The sequence below is a fragment of the Pseudomonas sp. MWU16-30322 genome (assembly GCF_020515535.1).
Classification (GTDB): domain Bacteria; phylum Pseudomonadota; class Gammaproteobacteria; order Pseudomonadales; family Pseudomonadaceae; genus Aquipseudomonas; species Aquipseudomonas fluorescens_H.
This window is the reverse complement of the sequence record NZ_JAIWYL010000006.1, coordinates 295,599-317,988: the sequence shown is the minus strand read 5'-3', so window position 1 is coordinate 317,988 and position 22,390 is coordinate 295,599. Positions and strand designations below refer to the sequence as shown.

Annotated in this window: 19 protein-coding genes; 12 read left to right on the top strand and 7 right to left on the bottom strand. The window is 61.3% G+C overall.

The window, feature by feature from the left end:
* The first annotated feature begins 104 nt into the window (after positions 1-104).
* Together LCH64_RS14805 and LCH64_RS14800 are read left to right on the top strand one after the other, a co-directional pair.
* Positions 105-1,052, top strand: coding sequence for a LysR substrate-binding domain-containing protein (locus tag LCH64_RS14805; protein WP_103369604.1), 948 nt, complete (start codon positions 105-107; stop codon positions 1,050-1,052).
* 200 nt (positions 1,053-1,252) lie between these two features.
* A complete protein-coding gene (locus tag LCH64_RS14800) occupies positions 1,253-1,657 on the top strand; it encodes an HPF/RaiA family ribosome-associated protein (RefSeq protein WP_003221782.1) in 405 nt (134 codons plus the stop codon).
* Between the two features lie 214 nt (positions 1,658-1,871).
* On the opposite strand, the gene fecA is transcribed toward LCH64_RS14800, so the two are convergent.
* From fecA to LCH64_RS14785, 3 genes are all read right to left on the bottom strand, one after another.
* Complete coding sequence (gene fecA / locus LCH64_RS14795) at positions 1,872-4,202, bottom strand: TonB-dependent Fe(3+) dicitrate receptor FecA (RefSeq protein WP_226500613.1); 2,331 nt, start codon at positions 4,200-4,202, stop codon at positions 1,872-1,874.
* A 143-nt stretch (positions 4,203-4,345) separates the two neighbouring features.
* A complete protein-coding gene (locus LCH64_RS14790) occupies positions 4,346-5,278 on the bottom strand; it encodes a DUF4880 domain-containing protein (RefSeq protein WP_226500612.1) in 933 nt (310 codons plus the stop codon).
* Positions 5,275-5,763, bottom strand: coding sequence for a sigma-70 family RNA polymerase sigma factor (locus tag LCH64_RS14785; RefSeq protein ID WP_103485826.1), 489 nt, complete (start codon positions 5,761-5,763; stop codon positions 5,275-5,277). The genes LCH64_RS14790 and LCH64_RS14785 overlap by 4 nt, the downstream gene beginning before the upstream one ends.
* 179 nt (positions 5,764-5,942) lie before the next feature.
* Between LCH64_RS14785 and LCH64_RS14780 the strand changes: the two genes are divergently transcribed.
* The 6 genes from LCH64_RS14780 (at position 5,943) to LCH64_RS14755 (ending at position 12,357) form a co-directional block, all read left to right on the top strand.
* Positions 5,943-6,248, top strand: coding sequence for a DUF3649 domain-containing protein (locus tag LCH64_RS14780; protein WP_007967542.1), 306 nt, complete (start codon positions 5,943-5,945; stop codon positions 6,246-6,248).
* Positions 6,245-7,834: a PepSY-associated TM helix domain-containing protein gene (locus tag LCH64_RS14775; protein ID WP_226500611.1), complete on the top strand. Its 1,590-nt coding sequence runs from the start codon at positions 6,245-6,247 to the stop codon at positions 7,832-7,834. The genes LCH64_RS14780 and LCH64_RS14775 overlap by 4 nt, the downstream gene beginning before the upstream one ends.
* Entirely contained in the window at positions 7,834-8,160 is a 327-nt protein-coding gene (locus LCH64_RS14770; protein WP_226500610.1) for a DUF3325 domain-containing protein, read from the top strand. Before LCH64_RS14775 ends, LCH64_RS14770 begins: the two co-directional genes overlap by 1 nt.
* A gap of 1 nt (position 8,161) precedes the next feature.
* A complete protein-coding gene (locus LCH64_RS14765; protein ID WP_003221797.1) occupies positions 8,162-8,728 on the top strand; it encodes an RNA polymerase sigma factor in 567 nt (188 codons plus the stop codon).
* A complete protein-coding gene (locus tag LCH64_RS14760; protein ID WP_226500609.1) occupies positions 8,725-9,714 on the top strand; it encodes a FecR family protein in 990 nt (329 codons plus the stop codon). Before LCH64_RS14765 ends, LCH64_RS14760 begins: the two co-directional genes overlap by 4 nt.
* A 213-nt stretch (positions 9,715-9,927) precedes the next feature.
* Positions 9,928-12,357 carry a TonB-dependent receptor gene (locus LCH64_RS14755; RefSeq protein ID WP_226500608.1) on the top strand — a complete coding sequence of 810 codons (2,430 nt, stop codon included), beginning with the start codon at positions 9,928-9,930 and terminating at the stop codon, positions 12,355-12,357.
* Positions 12,358-12,500: 143 nt separating this feature from the next.
* On the opposite strand, the gene LCH64_RS14750 is transcribed toward LCH64_RS14755, so the two are convergent.
* A complete protein-coding gene (locus LCH64_RS14750) occupies positions 12,501-13,376 on the bottom strand; it encodes an AraC family transcriptional regulator (RefSeq protein WP_003221805.1) in 876 nt (291 codons plus the stop codon).
* 254 nt (positions 13,377-13,630) lie between these two features.
* Between LCH64_RS14750 and LCH64_RS14745 the strand changes: the two genes are divergently transcribed.
* Positions 13,631-14,533, top strand: coding sequence for a DMT family transporter (locus LCH64_RS14745; RefSeq protein ID WP_103485833.1), 903 nt, complete (start codon positions 13,631-13,633; stop codon positions 14,531-14,533).
* A 24-nt stretch (positions 14,534-14,557) separates the two neighbouring features.
* Here LCH64_RS14745 and LCH64_RS14740 read toward each other — a convergent pair whose 3' ends face one another.
* The 3 genes from LCH64_RS14740 to LCH64_RS14730 form a co-directional block, all read right to left on the bottom strand.
* Positions 14,558-15,067 (bottom strand): DUF2165 domain-containing protein, encoded by a 510-nt coding sequence (locus LCH64_RS14740; RefSeq protein WP_226500607.1) that lies wholly within the window; start codon positions 15,065-15,067, stop codon positions 14,558-14,560.
* Between the two features lie 148 nt (positions 15,068-15,215).
* Positions 15,216-16,190: a D-glycerate dehydrogenase gene (locus tag LCH64_RS14735; RefSeq protein ID WP_103485834.1), complete on the bottom strand. Its 975-nt coding sequence runs from the start codon at positions 16,188-16,190 to the stop codon at positions 15,216-15,218.
* A 934-nt stretch (positions 16,191-17,124) separates the two neighbouring features.
* Positions 17,125-18,093 (bottom strand): LysR family transcriptional regulator, encoded by a 969-nt coding sequence (locus tag LCH64_RS14730; protein ID WP_045122300.1) that lies wholly within the window; start codon positions 18,091-18,093, stop codon positions 17,125-17,127.
* A gap of 274 nt (positions 18,094-18,367) precedes the next feature.
* Here LCH64_RS14730 and LCH64_RS14725 point away from each other — a divergent pair, with 274 nt between their 5' ends.
* The 3 genes from LCH64_RS14725 (at position 18,368) to LCH64_RS14715 (ending at position 22,389) form a co-directional block, all read left to right on the top strand.
* Positions 18,368-19,867, top strand: coding sequence for an efflux transporter outer membrane subunit (locus tag LCH64_RS14725; RefSeq protein WP_103521374.1), 1,500 nt, complete (start codon positions 18,368-18,370; stop codon positions 19,865-19,867).
* Positions 19,868-20,006: 139 nt separating this feature from the next.
* A complete protein-coding gene (locus LCH64_RS14720; protein ID WP_226500606.1) occupies positions 20,007-22,199 on the top strand; it encodes an FUSC family protein in 2,193 nt (730 codons plus the stop codon).
* The gene (locus LCH64_RS14715) at positions 22,189-22,389 is read left to right on the top strand and encodes a DUF1656 domain-containing protein (RefSeq protein WP_226500605.1); all 201 of its coding nucleotides are present in this window, start codon (positions 22,189-22,191) and stop codon (positions 22,387-22,389) included. Before LCH64_RS14720 ends, LCH64_RS14715 begins: the two co-directional genes overlap by 11 nt.
* Position 22,390 lies beyond the last annotated feature (1 nt).

The following is a 22,390-nucleotide window of genomic DNA, read 5'->3' as shown; positions in this document are numbered from 1 at the left end:
CGCTGCCATTTTTTGTAGGACAAGCGCAATGTCGGCGATACTGCCTACCTCGGTCCTACGTGACCAACGAAACTTCCTAAGAAAGCCTTTAGCAGGACTAAACGATGAGTCGTCAATTGCATGCCCAGACCTACGTCTGGCTGCAGGTGTTTTCCTGTGCCGCGCGGCACCTGTCGTTCACCCGTTGTGCGGAAGAGCTGCACATCACTCCGGGGGCGGTCAGCCAGCAGATTCGCCAATTGGAAGAGCGTCTGGGTTTTCGCCTGTTCCATCGACGAGCGCGGGGTGTCGAGTTGAGTGCGGAAGGCCAGCGACTGGCCATCACGGTCAACGAGGCCTATGGCAGCATCGATGCTGAATTGCGCCGTCTGGATGCCGGGATGATCAGCGGGATTCTGCGGGTGCGTTCGATTCCATCGTTCCTCAGCAAATGGCTGACCCCGCGTCTGCCGCGTCTGCAACAGCGCTATCCGGACATCCAGTTGCGCCTGGTGGCCGAGGACAGCAGCGTGCCGTTGCATGAGGGCGACTTTGATCTGGCGATTGACCTGAATGACGGCAGCTATCCGGGGCTGTTATCCACAGCCTTGCTCGACGAACAGATTTTCCCGGTGTGCGCACCGAGCCTGTTGCGTGGACGTCCGCCGCTGCATGGGCCGGTGGATCTGGTGCATTTTCCGTTGTTGCACGACATCACCGCGTGGCGCGGCAGTTATGAATATGCGGAATGGGAGTTCTATCTGAATGCGATTGGCTTCGAGGGCGCCGACGTGCGGCGTGGGCACACGTTCAATCGCAATCACCTGACGATCGAAGCGGCGATCGCCGGTATGGGTGTGGCAATTGCCCGGCGCACGCTGCTCAACGATGAGCTGGAGCGCGGGACGCTGATTGTGCCGTTCGGCCTGTCGGTGCCCAACCACAAACGCTACGTGCTGCTGTATGCGCCGGGGGCGTTGAGCCATCCGGGCGTGCGCGCGGTGCATGACTGGCTGGTGGAGGAGGCGGGGATTTTCCGCAGCTTGCACCCGTTGAATGACGGGCAATTGTGACCAAATCTTGCGGGGTAGCGAGGCAACCCAACTCCCGACCTTACCAGTGACTTGCCCGGTTGTCCGGCTTTTTTTGCGAATGAATATTTATCTTTTTTCAGGGGTTGAAATGTTCGCCGGTCGGGCCGATTGTTGTAACCAAGAGGTCAGGAAATTCAATTCGAGGCCTCTCGCGAGCTAGCTGAAATAAGGGATGAACTATGCAAATCCAAGTCAACAGCGATAACCATATTCAAAGCAGTAAACGACTGGAGGAGTGGGTACGTACAACTATTGAGAGCACGCTCGACCGTTATGAAGAAGACCTGACCCGTGTCGAAGTCCACCTGAGCGACGAGAACGGCGACAAACCAGGTCCTCATGACATGCGTTGCCAACTGGAAGCGCGGCCAAAAGGCCATCAACCGATTTCCGTCACCCATAAAGCCGATTCGCTGGAACAGGCGATCGATGGTGCAGCCGAAAAACTGGAACACGCGCTGGAGCACCTGTTTGGCAAACTGCGGGGCAAACCACGCGCCGCCATCGTGCCATTCAGCAAGGCGAATGACGCACTGCTGGAAGAAGAGTTTCTGGAGAACGAACAGGCAGCGATCAACAGTTGATGCGCTGATTTTTCAAGCCACCCCATGAGAACGGGCCTGCGCAAGCAGGCCCGTTTTTGTTTGTGTTGCTGAACACTGTGGCGAGGGAGCTTGCTCCCGCTGGGCTGCGAAGCGGCCCCAAAACCTGCAAAGGCGTTCAACAGCCAGACCGCATTAGCAGGATTTACGTCTGCTTCGCAGCCGAGCGGGAGCAAGCTCCCTCGCCACAGTTTTTTTAGAAAGCCACAGACGTTTGTACATACACCGTACGTGGTTCACCCACGTACTTGCCCTTGTTGTTGTCATCGAACGAACGGGTGAAGTATTGGGTGTTGAAGATGTTCTTCACCCCCACCGCCACATTCAGATCCGACAACTGCGGGCCGAAGTCGTAACCGGCGCGGCTGCTGAACAGCATGTAGCCGGGGATCTTGCCGGTGCTGCCGTCGGCACTTTCTTTCGAGGTGTTGGCGTTGTCGGCGAACTGGTCGCTCTGGAAGCTGCTGTCGACGTTGAGCTTCCACGGCCCTTCGGTGTAACCGACACCAATCGTGCCTTTGTGTTTCGAGGAAAACGGCACGCGATTGCCCTTGTTCGGTCCGTCTTCGCGGATGGTCGCGTCGACATAGGCATAAGTGGCGTACACATCGAAACCGGCCAGTGCCGGGCTCAAGTCATCCAGCGCGTAGTTGACGCTGGTCTCGATGCCCTGATGACGGGTCTCGCCACGGGCGATCACCGAGTCGTTGGTCTGGTTGCTTTCGTACTGGTTGTCGAAGTTGATCAGGAACGCGCCGATCTCCGCGCGCAGTGCGCCGTTGTCATAACGGGTGCCGAGTTCCCAGGTGCGCGCCTTCTCCGGTTTCACCTCGCCGCTGCTCACGCGGTTGGGCATCTGACTGTACTGCACGCTGCCGAACGAACCTTCGGTGTTGGCGTACAGATTCCAGCTGTCGCTCAGGTGATACAGCACGTTCAGTGCCGGCAGCGCGGTGTTGTAGTCGCCCTTGTATTTGACGTCGGTCAGGTTGTTGGTCTGCTGCGACTCGATCATCTCGTAGCGCACGCCCGGGGTGATGGTCCATTTGCCGATGTCGATGCGATCGTCGACGAAGAACGCATTGGCTTCGGTGCCGCCGCGGGTATCGCGGTCGTTGCGGCTGTCGGTGGTCGGGTATTGGTTGCTGCTGATCGGCGTGCGATAGCGCAATTCGTGGCCGGCCTCGTTGATGTAGCGGTAGCCGACGCCGACTTCGTGGCTGGTCGGGCCGAGGTCGAAGCCTTGGGCGAAACGGGTTTCGAAACCGCGCACCCAATACTCGCGCGGCGACAGCGAGAGGAATGTGCCCTGATCCAGATAGCCGCTGCGCAGGGTTTTGGTGAAGAAGGTGTTGGCGGTGAATTCGCGGCGATCTTCCTGATAGCGATAGCCGAAGTTGAACATCGTCCGACGGCCCCAGAACTGGTCTTTCAGGCGTGTCGACTGATACGGATCGGCGTCGTAATCGGCAACGCTGAGGCCGCCGGGCATATCGGCCTTGCCTTCGTAATACTGGGCCATGGCGTTGAAGCTGTTGGCCTCGTCGAGCTGGTATTTGCCCTTGAGGATCAGGTCGTCGATTTCGCTGTCGCTGTGTTCACGCCAGTCGCCGCCACGGGTGCCGGAGTACAGCAGCGCGCCGCCCAGACCATTTTCGTTGGTGCCGCCGGCCAGCAGGTTGGCGCTGGTCTTGAAGCCATCGTGACTCGACGACGGGCTGGTTTCCGTCTGGAAACCACCCTTGACCGTCGGCGCGTCGGGAATGGCGCGGGTCACGAAGTTGACCACGCCGCCGACGTTCTGCGGGCCGTAACGCACGGCGCCGCCGCCACGCACCACGTCCACGGCATCCATGTTGCCCATGCTGATCGGCGCGAACGACAACTGCGGTTGGCCGTAGGGTGCGAACGGTACGGGAATGCCGTCCATCAGCACGGTCGAGCGCGCGGCAAGGCGCGGATTGAGGCCGCGAATGCCGAAGTTCAGCGCCATGTCGTGGCTGCCGGTGCCGTTGTTTTCCGGAGCGTTGACCCCGGGGATGCGGTTGAGCACATCGCGCGCCTGAGTCGCGCCCTGCCGTTCAAAATCTTCGCGGCGGATCACGTCGCGGGCACCCGGGTGTTCGAACACGTTGACCTGCGCGGCATCACCGAGCCAGTCACCAACGACTTTCGAGGTGTCCAGCTCCAGCGCCGTGTCGCCGACCGGTTGCAGGCTGAAGGCATTGTTGCCCTCGGCGCGGGCTTGCAGGCCGGTGCCTTCGAGCAGCGCATCGAGACCTTGTTCGGCGCTGTAGCTGCCTTCGAGGCCACGGCTTTGCACGCCGCTGGTGATTTGTGAGCCAAAGGAAATCAGCACGCCAGCTTCACGACCAAACTGGTTGAGGGCGTTTTCCAGCGACGCCGGGGCGATGTGGTAAACCTTGGTTTCGGCAGCTATGACCGGCAGGGCGCTGAAGCTCAGGCTGGCGCCCAGTACGAGGTTGCGCAGACTGCGGGCCAGCGGCGTGAGGCGAGTGGGGTGCATGAAGGTTGATCCTGAGAAGGTTGAATCAAGGGGGCTTTCCTTCTCTGTCACGCCAGATCTGAAAAACGGCTCACGGTTTACGAATATTTTTTGAATGACTGATTTTGTGGCCAGGGAGCAAGCTCCCTCGCCACAGTTTTCTGCTAAGCCCGCGCCTCGACGCTGACCCAATAGCGGGTAAAGCGCCGCACTTTCACCGGCAGACTGATTTGCAGCAGATCAAGAATCCGTTCGCTGTCGTCCAGTGGATAAGTCCCAGATATCAGCAGGTCGGCCACTTTCGCAGCGCAATGCAACTGCCCTCGACGGTAGCGGCCGAGCTCTTCAAGGAAGTCGCCCAGGCGCATGTGCGCGGCGATCAGCATGCCGTCGGCCCAGGCGCCGCTGTTGGCGTCCAACGGCTTGGCCTCGCTGATCGAGGTGGCACTGAAACTCAGTTGTCGGGCGATCGGCAGTTGCATCGGCGCGCGTCCGTTGGCGGTCAGTTCGACCGTGCCTTCGAACAGCGCGACCTGTGTGCGATCAGCAAATTGTCGAACGTTGATACGGGCAGCACTGGTTTTCAACACACCTTGCGCCGTGCTTACTGCGAACGCTTGCGCGGTGCTGAGCAGGATCTCGCCTTCGAGCAAACGGATCAGTCGTTGCGCGCCATCCACGTCCGCCGCACTGGCTGTGTTGAGCTGCAACTGGCTGTCTGCGCCCAGCGCAATTTTGCGGCGTTGGCCCACCGGGCTGCGGTAATCGGCGAGCAGCGTCGGCAGCGGATTGTGCTCGCGCATGCCCCAGGTGACGGCGGAACCGGCACCCAGAAGCAGCAGCAACTTGAGGGTCTGGCGTCGACTGGAAGACTTCGGCCCGTTCAACGCGGCATGCGCCAATGGCGAAGCCACACCGCGCAAGCGCTGGTTGACCCGCTGCATGTGCTCCCACGCCCGACGATGTTCGCTGTGGGCGTCCAGCCAGTGTTGCCAGGCCTGTTGCTGACGCGGGGAGAGCGTGCCTTGCTGCATTTCCATCAGCCAGTACACGGCCTGTTCGGCCACTTGCGCAGAGAAATCCGGAACGCGGTTCACAGGGCGAAGTAGCAGCGCAGGGCGGCTTTTTGCAGGTGACGTTTGACGGTGGCCACCGAAATGCCCAGCTCGGCGGCAATCTGCGGATAGGTCAGGCCATCGACCTGCGCCAGCAAAAACGCGCGTTTGACCGGTCGTGGCAAACCATCGAGCAATTGGTCCAGTTCGATCAGGGTTTGCAGGATGATCGCTTTGTCTTCTTCCGATGGCGCGAGCATTTCCGGCATCTGCGCCAGGGTGTCGAGGTAGGCGCGTTCCAGATCCTGACGACGGTAATGATTGAACAGCACGCGTTTGGCGAGGGTAGTGAGAAAGGCGCGCGGTTCGATGATCACCGCGGGTTCGCGGGCGCTGAGCACGCGAATGAACGTGTCTTGCGCCAGATCCGCCGCGCTGTCCGGGCAGCCGAGTTTGCGCCGCAACCAGCCGGTGAGCCAGCTGTGGTGGTCTTGGTAGAGCGATTCGACGGGATGGGCGGACGGCAACGGTATTACTCCGGGCGCATGATGGATGCGTTAGAGAACAAGAACTGTTCGCATTGTAGGGGCGGGCGAGGGTGTCCGGCAATCAGATGCTTTTGCGTATGAGAATATTTATCATTAATATTGCTCGCCTGTTGGTCCGGCCTCGTCGGTCGGACGTTTTTTCGTTTCAGGGTCGAAACATGAAAGGCAAACTCGCCTCACTTCCCATGTCCTATCGTCTGGCCGTCACCTCGCGGGTGCTGGCGGCGGTGTTCGGCGGCTATCTGGTCGCGGCGCTGGCCAGCGTGGCCCTGACGATGTGGTTACCGTTGAGCCGCGCCGAAGCTGTAGTGACTGGCATGACCATTTCCTTTCTGGTCTATCTGGTTGCGGTGCTGTGGTGTTTCGCTTGCCGCACGGCATGGTCGGCGTGGGTCGGATTGCTGGTGCCGAGCGTGATTCTGGCGACGGTGTCCGGGGCCGCACGTGGTTTGGGCTACGCATGAAAGAGGGCTTTCGCCAGTCGATGGCCTGGCTGCACACCTGGACGGGGCTGGTGTTCGGCTGGCTGCTGTTCGCGATTTTCCTGACCGGGACACTGGCCTATTTCAAGGACGAAACCACGCACTGGATGCAGCCGGAAATCCCTTTGCGCCCGCTCAACGCCGAAGCGAGCCTGACGCTGGCGCAAAACTATCTGCAACAACGGGCGCCGAATGCTTCACGCTGGCGGATCGGCCTGCCCAGCGCCCGCGAGCCCGGCCTTTCCGTCAGTTGGCAAGACACTCCGGCCAGCCCTGGCAAGCGCGGCAAGTTCACTGAAAAGACGCTCGACGCGCAAACCGGAGCCGAAGTAGAACCCCGGGAAAGCATGGGCGGCGAATTCTTCTACCGGTTCCATTTCCAGCTGCAAATGCCCTATCCGTGGGGCCGCTGGCTGGCGACCAGTGCGGCGATGGTGATGTTCATCGCGTTGATCACCGGCATCATCACCCACAAGAAAATCTTCAAGGATTTCTTCACCTTCCGCCCGCGCAAGGGCCAGCGCACCTGGCTCGACGGCCACAACGCCGTGGGTGTGCTGGTTTTGCCGTTCCACCTGATGATCACCTACAGCAGCCTGGTGATTTTCATGGCGATGGTTATGCCGGCGAGCATTCTGGCGACTTACGGCAACAACCTCGGTGCGTTCTACGATGAGGTGTTTCCCGAAACGCCGCTGCCGGAGCGCGCCGGCCAGCCAGCGACTTTGCCGCCGCTGGCTGCGCTAATGACGCGCGCCAGTGAGCACTGGGGCGGCGGCCACGCGACACGGGTGATGGTCACTAACCCCGGCGATGCCAGTGCCTCTGTGCAGTTTTCCCGTGCCAGTTCCGACAAGATCACCTACGAGTACGGTAGCGATGTGACCTTCAATGGCGTGACCGGGCAGTTGCTCGGCGCCACAGCGGACAAGCCGCTGCCGATGGTGATTGCCGGGAGTTTTTACGGTTTGCACATCGGCCGGTTCGCCGGCCCGGTACTGCGCTGGCTGTACTTCCTCTGCGGCCTGGCCGGTACGGCGATGATCGGCACCGGGCTGGTGATCTGGCTCGGCAAGCGTCAGCTCAAACACGCAAAAAGTGGCGTGATGCCGTTCGAGTTACGGCTGGTCGAAGTGCTGAACATTGCCAGCATGGCGGGATTGGTCAACGCGGTGGCGGTGTTCTTCTGGAGCAATCGTCTGTTGCCGCCGAGTCTCGATGGGCGGGCCGATTGGGAGGTGAACGCCTTCTTCATCGCCTGGGGCTTGAGCGTGGTGCACGCACTGCTCAGGCCTGGACGCAAGGCTTGGGTCGAACAACTGGCACTGGCAGCGCTGCTGTTCGGCGCGGTGCCGTTGCTCAATGCGTTGACCACTTCGCATCACCTCGGCGTCACGCTGGCACAAGGTGACTGGGCGCTGGCCGGTTTCGACCTGACCTGTCTCGGCGCCGGTCTGTTTCTGACGTGGGCCGCCTGGAAGATGCAGCGCGCCGGGCATAGTGTGCGAGTGAAAAAAACGCCCCGCGAAACGGCTCGGCCAATCACGCTCGAGCAGGGGACGAACTGATGCTGCTGGCGTTGTTGCTGTGCTATGCCGGATTCACCGCGTTGTGCCTGTCGATGCCACGGCATCACGACGAACTGCTGGGGCGCAAACCTTCAGCCCGGCGTGGTCGGGGTCTGAAACTCTTCGGTTGGCTCATGCTGGGCCTGTCACTCTGGGCCACCGTGGCTGCCAACGGTTGGGGCTTGGGTCTGGTCGACTGGTTCGCGGTGCTGATGTGCAGTGCGCTGGCGTTGGTACTGCTGATGCCGTATCGGCCGAAACTGGCCTTGGTGCTGGCCGCTTTGAGTTTGCTGGCAAGCCCGGTCGTTGCCTGGGCGCAGGGCTGACATGCTGATCGGTCATCCTCCGGAATCCCGCGACGACGAGCCACACGGCGCGCGTGCGCATTTTCTCCAGGTGTTCCTGTCGCAGCGCTCGCAGATGGAAGCGCTGGTGAACCGGCGCGTCGGCTGCCGGGCCACAGCGGCAGATCTGGTGCAGGATCTGTTCCTGCGTTTCTGGCGACGGCCGCTGGTGCAGGTCGAAGAACTCAGCACCTATCTTTTGCGTTGCGCCGGCAACATCGCCATCGATCATTTGCGCAGCGAAGGTACGCGGGTGCGGGTCAATGAGGGCTGGCAACCGGACGCGCCGGACAGCCACGGCAGCGAACCGCAAGCTGCGCTCGAAGCAGGCAATGATCTGCGCCATGTCGAAGCGGCGTTGCGCGCCTTGCCCGAACGCACCCGGCAGATCTTTTTGCTCAATCGCATCCACGGTCGCAAGTACGCGGACATCGCCAAGGCCATGGGCTTGTCCCAAAGCGCCGTGGAAAAACATATGATGCGCGCCCTCGAGGCCTGCAAGGCCAGCCTGCGCGAACCCGCGCCACGTCTGCCAGGGAAAGCACCGTGAATCACACCGACCGCATCGTCCCGACGCCGACTCAGGAACAGGCCGCACTCGCTTGGCTGAGTCTTCTGCATGACCGCCCGAGCAGCGGCGATCAACTGACCTTCAGCCAGTGGCTGCGCGCCGACCCGGCCCACGCCGAGGCTTACGCGCAGGCGCAAGTGCTGTGGGAGCTAAGCGAAAGTCCGGCACGCACTCTGGCCGATGAAGATGCGTTTGCGTTGCAGGGGTACCTCAATGCGATGGATCGCCCGCGTCGCTCAGCGCTTGTGCGCTGGTCGGGCGCGCTGGCGATGGCCGCGTGTCTGATGCTGATGATCAGTCTCGGCACCGGCTGGCAACCGCAGCGCTGGGTCGATGATCTGGGCGCCGATTACGTTTCGGCGCCGGGCGAGATCCGCACCGTGACGCTGGCCGATCAATCGCAAGTCACGCTGGATGCCGACAGCGCCATCGCCGTGGATTTCAGCCAGGGCGAACGGCATGTGCAACTGCGTCGCGGTGCCGGTTTTTTCAGTGTCACGCATACCGGCGAGCCGTTCGTGGTCGAGGCCGAGAATGGTCAGGCGCGGGTACTCGGCACGCAGTTCGAAGTGCGTCTGCAACCCGGTGGCGCGCAAGTCACGGTGCTGTCCGGGCGCGTTGGCGTGACGGCGGATCGCGACGCGCCGCAGCAGATTCTGACGGCCGGCCAGCAAGTGGCCTACGGGCAGGGCACTGCGGAAAAACTGCACGCGGTGGACAGCGAAGCGCAACTGGCCTGGCGTCAGGGCTGGCTGAATTACTACAAGGCGTCACTGGCCGATGTGGTGCAGGATTTGCGGCGCTATTACCCGGGGCGGGTCGTTGTACTCAACGATGAGCTGGCGGCGCGCAAGGTCAGCGGCAGTTTTCCGAGCAAGGATCCGCAGGCTGTGTTGAGTTCGCTGCAAGGGGTGATGGGGTTTGAGCAGCATCAGGTGTTGGGGCATCTGATTATTGTGCGCTAGGTCTACTGGCCTCTTCGCGAGCAAGCCCGCTCCCACAGGGGAATGCATTCCAGATGTGGGAGCGGGCTTGCTCGCGAAGGCGTCAGAACTACCGACGCTGCTCCCGAAAAATATTTTCAAAATTGTGGTGAGGTAAACCACAGGCCCATCCGTGTAGTGACTGAAACTGCGAGTCATTCGCATCCGTTGCGGTTCTACACAGGTCATTGAGCAATGAAGTCCAGGGAAAAATCGGGTTCGGTCAAACAGTGGTTGGGTGTTTCGGCACTGAGTTTTTGCGCATTGGCGCTGTTGCCGATGAGCGTGGCGCTCGCCGCTGAAACCGTCAGCAGCCCGGCGCAAAAGCAGTTCAGTTTTTCCCTGAGCGCCAAACCGCTGCCCCAGGCCCTGAGCGACTTCAGCCGTATCACCGGGCAAAGCGTGGTCTACACCGATGAAGCGCCGTACGGCCTCAACGCCCCGGCGGTCAGCGGCCAGATGAGTGCCGAACAGGCGCTGCAACGCTTGCTCAGTGGCTCCGGCATGACCTTCCGCCGCACCGACAGCCACACCTTCGCGCTTGAGCCGCAACCCACCGCGGGCGCCCTCAATCTCGGCGCCACCACTATCACCTCGATGCGCGACGAGTCGATGAGCTACCAGCCGCCGCAAACCAGTTCGGTGATGCGCTCCTCGGCTTCGCTGCAGGAAATCCCGCAGACCGTCAACGTGATCCCGGCTCAGGTCATTCGCGATCAGACCCCGCGCAATCTCGACGATGCGCTGGCCAATATCAGCGGCATTACCCAGGCCAATACCTTGGGCAGCACTCAGGATTCGGTGATGATTCGCGGCTTTGGCGACAACCGCAACGGCTCGATCATGCGCGACGGCATGCCGATCGTGCAGGGTCGCGGGATGAACGAGACCGTTGATCGTGTCGAAGTGCTCAAGGGCCCAGCCTCACTGCTGTACGGAATTCAGGACCCGGGCGGCGTGGTCAATCTGGTCAGCAAGAAGCCGGAACTGACCCAATACAACGCTTTGACCCTGCGCGGCTCAACCTATGGCGACGGCAAGAATGGCAGCGGCGGCAGCTTCGACAGCACCGGTGCGCTGGGCGATTCCGGCCTCGCTTACCGCATGGTGCTGGATCACGAAGACGAAGATTACTGGCGCAACTTCGGCACCCATCGCGAGACGTTGATCGCGCCATCGCTGGCCTGGTATGGCGAGCGTACCAAGCTGCTGTTCTCCTACGAACACCGCGAGTTTCTCACGCCGTTCGACCGTGGCACGCTGATCGATCCGCGCACCAACCACCCGCTGGACATCTCGCGCAACGAGCGTCTGGACGAGCCGTTCAACGACATGGAAGGTCGTTCCGACCTGTACCACTTCGAGGCCGACCACGAACTCAACGACGACTGGAAAGCCCACTTCGGCTACAGCTGGAACCGCGAAACCTACGACGCCAGCCAGGTGCGCGTGACCGCCATCGACACCAAAAAAGGCACGCTGACCCGCAGCATGGACGGCACCCAAGGCGCGATCAGCACTGACCGCTTCGCCACCGCCAGCCTCGAAGGCAAGGTCAACGTGCTGGGCATGCAACATGACCTGGTGTTCGGCGTCGACGACGAGTACCGCAAGATCTACCGCGCCGACCTGATCCGCCAGAAAAGCCTGAGCACCTTCAGCTACGTCAACCCGGTCTACGGTCGCGAAGTCGAAGGCACCACCGTCAGCCCGGCGGACAGTGCGCAGACCGATCTGCTGCGCAGCGATTCGGTGTTCCTGCAGGACTCGATCCACCTCAATGACCAGTGGATTCTGGTTGCCGGCGGGCGCTTCCAGGAATACGACCAGTACGCCGGCAAAGGCGTGCCGTTCAAGGCCAACACCGACAGCAATGGGCAGAAATTCGTACCGCGCGCCGGTCTGGTGTATCGCTACACCGACGAGTTGTCGTTCTACGGCAGCTACACCGAATCGTTCAAACCCAACTCGACCATTGCCCCGCTCAGCGGCAGCAGCACCGTGCTCGACGGCAGCATCGCGCCGGAACAAGCCAAGTCGTGGGAACTGGGCGCGCGTCTGGATATGCCGGGGCGCATCACCGGCAATATCGCGCTGTTCGACATCAAGAAACGCAACGTGCTGGTCTCCAACTCTGAAGGCCCAACCACTATTTACAGCGCGGCGGGCGAGGTGCGTTCCCGTGGTCTGGAACTCGATCTGACCGGCCAACTGACCGACCGTTGGAGCCTGATCGGCGCCTATGCCTACACCGATGCCGAGGTCACCGAAGACCCGGACTACAAAGGCAATCGCTTGCAAAACGTGGCGAAGAACAGCGGCTCATTGTCGGCGGTGTATGACTTCGGCAGCGTGATCGGTGGCGATCAACTGCGGGTCGGCGCCGGGGCGCGGTATGTCGGCGAACGCGCGGGCAACGCGGTGAATGATTTCGACCTGCCGAGCTACACCGTGGCCGATGCGTTCGCCACTTATGACACCAAGCTTGAGGGACAGAAGGTCAAGTTTCAGCTCAACGTGAAGAACCTGTTCGACCGCACCTACTACACCTCGGCGGCGAGCCGGTTCTTTGTGTCGATGGGCGATTCGCGGCAGATTTCGTTGTCGAGCACGTTGGAATTCTGATCCGCAACCGCGTCATCGTTCTTCGCGAGCAAGCCCGCTCCCACAGGTTCTCCGGTCGGACACAAACGTCTTGAACGGCCGCAGACCTGGTGGGAGCGGGCTTGCTCGCGAAGAGGCCCGAACAGGCAATAAAAAACCCGGCTCTAACGCAAAAACGCCTGCCGATATTCCCCCGGCGTCCCACCCAATACCTGCCGAAACCGGTTGGTGAAATGACTGGCACTGGCAAACCCGCACGCCAGCGCAATCTCCCCCAACGGCAACGCCGTGCCGCGCAACAACTCCCGCGCCCGGCTCAAGCGGCGCGCCAGCACGTACTGATGCGGCGGCAAGCCAAAGCTCACGCGAAACATTCGGGCAAAGTGGTATTCCGACAACGCGCACAATCCGGCCAGTTGTCCGAGGCTGATCGGCTCGGCCAACTGATTGTCGATGAACTCGACCAACTGCCGACGCTGATGCGGCGCCAGACCACCCTTGAGGCGCAACCCCTGACGGGCGCCGACCTGGCTGAGCAAGGTATGGCTGATCAATTCATGGGCAATGCTGCTGGTCAGCACGCGCTCGGCAGGCTCTTCCCAATTCAGTGTCAGTAACTGGCGAAAACGTCGCGCCTGCTGCGGATCTTCCAGAAAGGTCTGCTCGCGCAGTTGCATCTCCCGCGGCTCGCGATCAAGCAGCGTGACGCAACCGAGGGCAAATTGTTCGGCGCTGAAATACAGGTGAGCGAGGCGGATATCACCGTTGATCACCCAGCCGGATTCGTGATCCGCCGGCAGGATGCACAGCTTGTCCGGCCCACCCTTGTGCCCCGGTTGCCCGCGACGAAAAGTGCCGGTGCCGCCGGCGATGTAGCAGGACAGGGTGTGATGGCTCGGCGCTTCGTATTCCTGGGCGTCGTGGTGGTTGGTCCACAGGGCCGCAGACAAGCCGTCACCGAGCTCGGCGCTGTGCACAAGGCGCGCGTTCGGCGAGCGGTTGAGGGCTTGAAAGACTTGCAGGGTATCGATAGCGGCCATGTTCGGTTCTCTCCAACGCCTTGCATCCTACTCCGTAGACGTCGCGCTGCCAGCCTGTCGGGCGACAAAAGCGCAAGAATCTGCAAGCGCCCCGACCCTTGCTGCCGCACCCTGAATCGCTGTTAAACGTAAAACCTGTGGCGAGGGAGCTTGCTCCCGCCGAGTGCGCAGCACTCATGAACGGGGCCGCTTCGCAGCCCAGCGCGAGCAAGCTCGCTCGCCACAGAGTGTCCCGTGTCCTCAGGAGTCTCGTCATGAACCTTTCGCTGTATCTGCTGACCGTGCTGATCTGGGGCACCACTTGGATTGCCCTGAAATGGCAACTCGGTGTGGTGGCGATTCCGGTGTCGATCGTCTATCGCTTTGGCCTCGCTGCGTTGGTGCTGTTCGTGCTGTTGCTGCTCAGTCGGCGACTGCAACCGATGAATCGGCGCGGGCATCTGATCTGCGTGGCGCAGGGTTTGTGCCTGTTTTGCGTCAACTTCATGTGCTTCCTGACGGCCAGCCAGTGGATTCCCAGCGGACTGGTCGCGGTGGTGTTTTCCACGGCCACTTTGTGGAACGCGCTCAATGCACGGGTATTCTTCGGTCAGCGCATCGCCCGTAACGTGCTGATGGGCGGGGCGCTCGGCCTGTTCGGTCTGGGAATGCTGTTCTGGCCGGAACTGGCCGGCCATCACGCCAGCCCTGAAACGTTGCTCGGGCTTGGTCTGGCGCTGTGCGGCACGCTGTGTTTTTCGGCGGGCAACATGCTCTCGAGCCTGCAGCAGAAGGCCGGTCTGAAACCGTTGACCACCAATGCCTGGGGCATGGCCTACGGCGCGGCGATGTTGTCGGTGTGGTGCCTGGTGAAAGGGATTCCGTTCGACATGGACTGGTCGCCGCGTTACGTCGGGGCGTTACTGTATCTGGTGATCCCGGGTTCGGTGATTGGCTTCACCGCCTACCTGACGCTGGTCGGGCGCATGGGCCCGGAGCGCGCAGCCTATTGCACGGTGCTGTTCCCGGTGGTGGCGTTGAACGTTTCGGCGTTTGCCGAAGGGTATCAATGGACTGCGCCGGCGCTGGTCGGACTGGTGTTGGTCATGCTCGGGAACATTCTGGTGTTCCGCAGACCTCGTGCAATACAGGTGCCGGCTCAGGGAAAGTTGGCCTGATGGTGAATTGAGTCGGGCGCTGTTTCAGCGCTCGACTCTTAAGACGATATAAATCAGCAGCGGAAATATGAAGTCGACAATGTGTCGGGCCCAGTCCTTGGCGTTCCAGGTTTGTGAAGTATCCATGTCAAACCATTCAACACCGATTACTTGCAGGCACAAGTAGTAGATAAACAGCGCGATCAATAAACCAATGATCGAAAACCGCTTCGCTTCATGAAATTTTTCTTTCGTAGCATTTATGTTTTTCAGCAGATGATAAGTACCTAACAGGCAAAAAGCGGTGTAGGTCACTTCCAGCGTGATAATGAGCCAGTAGATCCGGTGGTGAAGCATGGGGGAAGTGATCGCGCGATAGCGGATGCTGAGGTTGTGTTGGGTAGTGTCCATGCTCAGAACATGCCCGACATACTCATAGTTTGAAGCATAGTCAGTGAAGTTGCTGTACATCACCAGCAAGCCAAAAAAACTGATATAGCCCATCAGTATGACTTTGCTGAAGCGGATGATTTTATCCGTGGTCAGAGTGTTCAAGTGAGTGTTCTCCATGATATTTATCGAGAAGCCGACAAGTCAGGAGAGTTTATAGCGGGTGTTTTTATTTCGGTGCAGGGTTGAATTTCAAAACATGTGCGGGGGAAACTTGTCGGGCAAGTATCTTTTGATACTTGCCCGATGTTTTTTAACCGCGCCAGACCTGTGGGTTCACCAGATCCTGTGGGCGCTCGCCGAGCAAAGCGCTGCGCAAGTTGGCCATTGCGCGATTGGCCATGGCTTCGCGGGTTTCATTCGTAGCGGAGCCGATGTGCGGCAATGTCACTGCGTTTTTCAGCTGAAACAGCGGTGATTCGGCCAGCGGTTCTTTCTCGTAGACGTCCAGACCGGCGCCGCGGATGCGGTTGTTTTGCAGGGCTTCGATCAGCGCCGGTTCGTCGACCACCGGGCCACGGGAGATGTTGACCAGGATCGCGTCCGGTTTCATCAGCGCCAGTTCGCGGTGGCTGATCAGGTGGCGAGTCTTGTCGCTGAGCGGTACTACCAGGCAGACGAAGTCGGCTTCGGCCAGCAGTTGGTCGAGGCTGCGAAACTGTGCGCCGAGTTGCTGTTCCAGCTCAGTCTTGCGACTGTTGCCGCTGTAGAGGATCGGCATGTTGAAGCCCAGGCGTCCGCGGCGGGCGACGGCGGCGCCGATGTTGCCCATGCCGACGATGCCCAGGGTCTTGCCGTGCACGTCGCAACCGAACAGCGGGGCGCCGACACTGGCCTGCCACTGGCCAGCCTTGGTCCAGGCGTCGAGTTCGGCGACGCGGCGGGCGCTGCTCATGATCAGGGCGAAGGCGAGGTCGGCGGTGCTTTCGGTGAGCACGTCCGGGGTGTTGGTGAGCATGATTCCGCGTTCATTGAAGTAGGCGAGGTCGTAGTTGTCGTAGCCGACCGACACGCTTGAGACCACTTCCAGTTTTGTCGCGGTTTCGAGTTGGGCCTTGCCGAGTTTGCGGCCGACGCCGATCAGGCCGTGGGCGTGGGGGAGGGCTTCGTTGAATTGGGCGTTGATGTCGCCGTTCTTGGGGTTGGGGACGATGACGTCGAATTCCTGTTGCAGGCGTTCGATCATGGGTGGGGTGATGCGGCTGAAGGCCAGGACTGTTTTTTTCATCGGGCTTGGGCTCGGCTGTCTTGATTGCCAAGCACGCTAACATTTCTGTTTTGGGTTGTCTTGGCGGCCTTTGGGCTGACCATGCTTTTGGGGTTTTGGGTGTTAATCCGTTGCTTTGGGGGTTGCTGCTGGCGGTTTCGCCCTTACGGCGAGTCACTTTGGCAAACGCCCCAAAGTAACCAAAAGTCTGGGCCCCGGCGTTCGGCCCTCGCTTAGGCTCGGGTTCCTTCGTTGCGGGATTCATCCGGGGGCATCGCCTCCGGTTTGCTTCGCTGCACCTCCTCTCGATGCATTTGGCTTCGCCAAACGGTCGCTGCGCTCCCACCCCCGGATAAACCCCTCCACTCAGCCTGCCGATGGGGCCGGCACGGCAAGATCAAGAGCTTTCGGCGAGCTGACACTCGGCCATTTGAGTGGTGAAAAGCATGCGGTCTGTCTGGACTGCTTTGCTTTTCTGTGGGAGCTGGCTTGCCAGCGATGGCGGCCTGACAGCCGACCAGTCTCCACCTGACTCACCCAATCCAACTGTAGGAGTGAGCCTGCTCGCGATGGCGGCCTGCGAGCCGACCAAATCTCCAACTGACCACACCCATTCCAACTGTGGGAGCGGGCTTGCTCGCGAAAGCGGTGTGTCAGTCTCCGCAAGTGTTGGATGTGCTGACGCTTTCGCGAGCAAGCCCGCTCCCACTATGGCTCAGCTGTGTGCCGCAGATTGGGTGATTTCCACATTATCCAGCACCCGATTCACCGCCAGTTCAGCCAGCGTGATGATTTGCTGAATCGCCAGAATCGTAGTCTGCTGTGGCGGATCGATGTCAGCAGCAATATCGCTGGTCCTGACTTGCCGAGGCCTGCGACTCCACTAGCGAGTGGGCAATCGATGCGACCTGTCGTAAACGTTCACAACGTCACCGCCGTCTGAAGGACGCCAATTTCAGGTCGCCACCCGAGCACCCGCCAGGCTCCCACTCAACTCATAAGCCGCCAGTTCCGCCTGATGCGCCGCCAATATCTCTGGCAGCGACCCGCGCAAATACTCGACCCACGTCTTGATCTTCGCATCCAGGTATTGCCGTGAAGGGTAAATCGCATACAGGTTGAGTTCCTGCGAGCGGTAGTTGGGCATGACGCGCACCAGCGTGCCGTTGCGCAGGCCTTCGATGGCGGCGTAGACCGGCAGGACGCCGACGCCCATGCCGCTGATGATTGCGGTTTTCATCGCGTCGGCGGAGTTCACCAGGAATGGCGAGCTGTTGATGGTGACCATTTCCTGGCCTTCGGGGCCGTCGAAGGCCCATTTTTCCAGGGGGATCACCGGGCTCACCAGACGCAGGCAGGCGTGGTTCAGCAGGTCGCTGGGTTTTTGCGCGCAGCCGTTGGCTTTCACGTAGGCCGGGGAGGCGCAGACGATGCTGTAGGTGATGCCCAGGCGTTGCGAGACGAAGCCCGAATCCGGTAGTTCGCGGGCCAACACGATGGACACGTCGTAGCCTTCGTCGAGCAGGTCCGGCACACGGTTGGCCATGGTCAGGTCGAAGGTCACGTCCGGGTGGGTCTTGCGGTAGCGGGCGATGGCGTCGATCACGAAGTGCTGGCCGATGCCGGTCATGGTGTGCACTTTCAACTGGCCGGCGGGGCGGGCGTGGGCTTCGCTGGCCTCGGCTTCGGCTTCTTCGACATAGGCCAGGATCTGCTCGCAGCGCAGCAGGTAGCGCTTGCCGGCCTCGGTCAGGGCGATGCGCCGGGTCGTGCGATTGAGCAGGCGGGTTTGCAGGTGGGCTTCCAGGTTGGAGACCGCGCGCGAGACGTTGGCCGTGGTGGTGTCGAGTTGCACGGCGGCGGCGGTGAAGCTGCCGGCTTCGGCCACACAACTGAAGGCGCGCATGTTTTGCAATGTGTCCATGGGGTGCTCTCAAGGGAGATGGCAAATTGTGACACGTAGTTTCAGGGGCTGAGACCCCCGACCAAGGGATTATCTCGTTAACGGTAACAAAGATTCACAGGAATCCCAGCTTATCGCCACCAAGGTGCCCACCTAGAATTGCGCCGTTGTGGGAGCGGGCTTGCTCGCGAAAGCGATTTCATCTTCAACGCGGCGTCTTCTGACAGAGCGCTTTCGCGAGCAAGCCCGCTCCCACAGGGCCTCGGTTCTTCCCCTCTTTCAGGAATTCGCAGCTGTGCCGCGTCGCATCAACAGAGCGCTTTTGCCGCTCAGTGTTCTGGCTTTTACCCTGGGTCTCAGCGGCTGCATCTCAACGCAAGGAATTGCCCCGCATAGCAAGGCATTGGAAGCCGACGCACTGGCCACTGACGACGCCATCGCCCACGCCGCCAAAGACGCCAACTGGCCCACCGCACAATGGTGGCAAGCCTACGGTGACCCGCAACTCAATCACTGGATCGACCTCGCCGTGCAGGGCAGTCCGACCATGGCCATGGCCGCTGCTCGGGTGCGGCAGGCCAAGGCCATGGCCGGTGTCGCCGAAGCGGCCGAGTCGTTGCAGATCAATGGCGAGTCGACACTCAAACGTCACAACTGGCCGACTGACCCGTTCTACGGCCCGGGCGAGCTGTCCAACACCACCACCTGGGACAACAACGCCGCGCTCGGTTTCAGCTATGCCCTCGACCTCTGGGGCCGTGAAAGCAATGCCAGCGAACGCGCGGTGGATCTGGCGCACATGAGCGCCGCCGAAGCGCGGCTGGCGCAGCTGGAATTGCAGAACAACCTCGTGCGGGCCTACATCGAACTGTCGCTGCATTACGCCCAGCGCGATATCGTCGCCGCGACGCTGAAGCAGCAACAGCAGATTCTCGATCTGGCGCAGAAGCGCCTCAACGGCGGAATCGGCACGCACTTCGAAGTCAGTCAGGCCGAAACGCCGCTGCCGGAAACCCATCGGCAACTCGATGCGCTGGACGAAGCAATCGCCCTCAGCCGCAACCAGATCGCCGCGCTGGCGGGCAAAGGCCCAGGCGCGGGTGCGCAGTTGCAGCGGCCGACGCTGGCGCTGGGGGCAGCATTGAAACTGCCGTCGGCATTGCCCGCCGAGTTGCTCGGTCAGCGCCCGGACGTGGTTGCCAGTCGCTGGCAAGTGGCGGCGCAGGCACGCGGGATCGATGTGGCGCACGCCGGTTTCTATCCCAATGTCGATCTGGTCGGCAGCCTCGGCTACATGGCGACCGGTGGCGGGGCGCTGGAGTTTTTGACTGGCAAGAAGCTCAACTACAACGTCGGCCCGGCGATCTCGCTGCCGATCTTCGACGGTGGGCGTTTGCGCAGCGAGTTGGGCGAAGCGTCCGCCGGTTATGACATCGCCGTGGCGCATTACAACCAGACGCTGGTCAATGCGCTGAAGAACATCTCCGACCAGTTGATCCGCCGCGAGTCGATGGACAAGCAGCAAGCCTTCGCCGCCGAGTCGGTGGCCACTGCGCAGAAGACTTACGACATCGCGATGATCGCCTATCAGCGTGGCCTTACCGATTACCTCAACGTGCTCAATGCGCAGACCTTGCTGTTCAAGCAACAGCAAGTGCAGCAGCAGGTGCAGGCGGCGCGGTTGAGTGCGCATGCGGAGTTGGTGACGGCGTTGGGTGGCGGCCTCGGGGCTGGCAATGACGTGCCCACTGCCGAGCAAACAGCAGCCCCGAAAACCCCGGCCCTGCTGCGGTGAACACACAACCCTTGTGGGAGCGGGCTTGCTCGCGAATGCGGTGTGTCAGCCAGCGCATTGGGTGTCTGACACACCGTATTCGCGAGCAAGCCCGCTCCCACAGGTTCTCCGGTTCGACTGAATTCTTGAGCAAAATTTAATGACTCCCTTGCCCGCACCTCTACGCTGGCTCTACTCCCTGGAATGGCGTCGGGGTTTGTTTGACTGGGCGCGCAGCGATGGCGTGACCTGGGTCTACATCTTCAAGGTATTGCTCGCCGCGTTCCTCACACTGTGGCTGGCGATGCGCCTGGAGTTGCCGCAGCCGCGTACGGCGATGATCACCGTGTTCATCGTCATGCAGCCACAGAGCGGCCATGTGTTCGCCAAGAGTTTCTATCGTTTCCTCGGCACCCTGGCCGGGTCGGCGATGATGGTTACGCTGATCTCGCTGTTCGCGCAGAACACCGAACTGTTCCTCGGTTCGCTAGCCATCTGGGTCGGTATCTGCTCGGCGGGTGCGGCGCGTTGCCGTAACTTTCGCGCTTACGGTTTTGTCCTCGCCGGCTACACCGCGGCGATGGTCGGGTTGCCCGCGCTGGCGCATCCGGACGGTGCGTTCATGGCCGCCGTCTGGCGGGTGCTGGAGATCTCGCTGGGGATTCTCTGCTCGACGGTGGTCAGCGCCGCGATCCTGCCGCAAACCGCCAGCGCGGCGATGCGCAACGCCCTGTATCAGCGCTTCGGCGTGTTCGCGTTGTTCGTCACCGATGGCCTGCGCGGACGCAGCAAAGCCGAGTCGTTCGAAGCGAGCAACGTGCGTTTCATTGCCGAAGCCGTGGGCCTCGAAGGGCTGCGCAGCGTGACCGTTTTCGAAGACCCGCACATGCGTCGGCGCAACGGTCGCCTCAGTCGTTTGAACAGCGAGTTCATGGGTATCACCACCCGCTTCAACGCCCTGCATCAGTTGCTCGAACGCTTGCGCGTGAACGACGAAGAACACGTGGTGGCGGCGATCAGACCGGGCCTGCAGGATCTGGCCGAAGCGCTCGACGGCTTCAGTGGCCGCGCCCTCACCAGCCCGGACGCCGCACGCCTGGCGACGGCACTTGCGACGTACAAGGATGGCCTGCCGGCGCGGGTGCGCAGCCTGCGTGCAGCCTTTCAGGAGACTGACCCTAGCGACGCCGAGCAACTGGATTTTCACACCGCGTACGAACTGCTCTATCGCTTCGTCGATGACTTGCACAGTTATGCACAGACCCACGCCTCGCTGGCCGATCACCGCCACGAGCGTGAGCGCTGGGACGAGCCGTTCACCCCGCAAACCAACTGGTGGGCCGCGGCGGCTTCGGGGATTCGCGCCTCGTTCATCCTGATGGTGCTGGGCAGCTATTGGGTCGCCACCGCGTGGCCGAGCGGTGCGACCATGACCCTGATTGCTGCCGCGACCGTGGGCCTGTCCGCCGCCACGCCGAACCCGAAACGCATGGCTTTTCAAATGGCCTGCGGCACGTTCCTCGGAGCGCTGATCGGCTTCGTCGAGATGTTTTTCATCTTCCCGTGGATCGACGGTTTTCCCCTGCTGTGCGTGATGCTCGCGCCAGTGATCGTGTTCGGCTCGTTCCTCGCTTCGCGACCGCAATACGCAGGTGTCGGTCTCGGTTTGTTGATCTTCTTCAGCACCGGTTCGGTGCCGGACAACCTGACCATTTACAACCCCTACACCTTCATCAACGACTACATCGCCATGGTCATGGGCATGCTGGTCTGCGCCGCTGCCGGCGCGATCATTCTGCCGCCCAACAGCCGCTGGTTGTGGAAGCGCCTGGAGCAGGATCTGCGCGGCCAGGTTGTCTACGCGATCAGCGGCAAACTCAAGGGCCTGGCGTCGAGTTTCGAGAGCCGTACCCGCGACCTGCTGCACCAGGCTTACGGTCTCGCTGCCGGGCAGCCGACCGTGCAGAAGAACCTGCTGCGCTGGATGTTCGTGGTGCTCGAAGTCGGCCACGCGATCATCGAGTTGCGCAAGGAACAGGCGATCCTCCCGGTGCATCCGGCCTATGCCGAATCGCAGCCGTGGCGTCAGGCAATTCGCGTGATGGGTCGGGCGCTGGTGCGACTGTTTCTGCAACCGAACCCGAGCAACCTGGAACGCGCACTGGTGGCGGTCGATCACGCAATCAGCCGGGTTGCGGCGACCGACGAGCCGTTCGCGCCGCACTTCGACACGTCCGCGTTGCGTCGGGTGAAGAGCTATCTGCACTTCATCCGCACCTCGTTGCTCGACCCGCAATCACCACTCGCTGCCTATGCCGTCGCCAAGCCCGAAGGACTTGCCCATGCCTCGTGAAATCGCCTTCCACGGCGTGTACATGCCGACCATGACCCTGTTGTTCTTTGTCGCTGCGGCGCTGGCCTGGGCGCTGGACCGGTTCCTGTCGGGGTTCGACCTGTACCGTTTTTTCTGGCACCCGGCGCTGTTGCGCCTGAGCCTGTTTACCTGTCTGTTCGGCGCGATGGCGCTGACTGTCTACCGTTGAG

Bases quoted from the DNA above. Each gene is read 5' to 3' on its own strand.
- LCH64_RS14735 (WP_103485834.1), bottom strand. From the start codon at position 16,190: ATGAAAAAAACAGTCCTGGCCTTCAGCCGCATCACCCCACCCATGATC.
- LCH64_RS14805 (WP_103369604.1), top strand. From the start codon at position 105: ATGAGTCGTCAATTGCATGCCCAGACCTACGTCTGGCTGCAGGTGTTT.
- LCH64_RS14775 (WP_226500611.1), top strand. From the start codon at position 6,245: ATGAAAGAGGGCTTTCGCCAGTCGATGGCCTGGCTGCACACCTGGACG.
- LCH64_RS14745 (WP_103485833.1), top strand. From the start codon at position 13,631: ATGAACCTTTCGCTGTATCTGCTGACCGTGCTGATCTGGGGCACCACT.
- fecA (WP_226500613.1), bottom strand. From the start codon at position 4,202: ATGCACCCCACTCGCCTCACGCCGCTGGCCCGCAGTCTGCGCAACCTC.
- LCH64_RS14730 (WP_045122300.1), bottom strand. From the start codon at position 18,093: ATGGACACATTGCAAAACATGCGCGCCTTCAGTTGTGTGGCCGAAGCC.
- LCH64_RS14755 (WP_226500608.1), top strand. From the start codon at position 9,928: ATGAAGTCCAGGGAAAAATCGGGTTCGGTCAAACAGTGGTTGGGTGTT.
- LCH64_RS14800 (WP_003221782.1), top strand. From the start codon at position 1,253: ATGCAAATCCAAGTCAACAGCGATAACCATATTCAAAGCAGTAAACGA.
- LCH64_RS14770 (WP_226500610.1), top strand. From the start codon at position 7,834: ATGCTGCTGGCGTTGTTGCTGTGCTATGCCGGATTCACCGCGTTGTGC.
- LCH64_RS14715 (WP_226500605.1), top strand. From the start codon at position 22,189: ATGCCTCGTGAAATCGCCTTCCACGGCGTGTACATGCCGACCATGACC.
- LCH64_RS14780 (WP_007967542.1), top strand. From the start codon at position 5,943: ATGAAAGGCAAACTCGCCTCACTTCCCATGTCCTATCGTCTGGCCGTC.
- LCH64_RS14750 (WP_003221805.1), bottom strand. From the start codon at position 13,376: ATGGCCGCTATCGATACCCTGCAAGTCTTTCAAGCCCTCAACCGCTCG.
- LCH64_RS14765 (WP_003221797.1), top strand. From the start codon at position 8,162: ATGCTGATCGGTCATCCTCCGGAATCCCGCGACGACGAGCCACACGGC.
- LCH64_RS14720 (WP_226500606.1), top strand. From the start codon at position 20,007: ATGACTCCCTTGCCCGCACCTCTACGCTGGCTCTACTCCCTGGAATGG.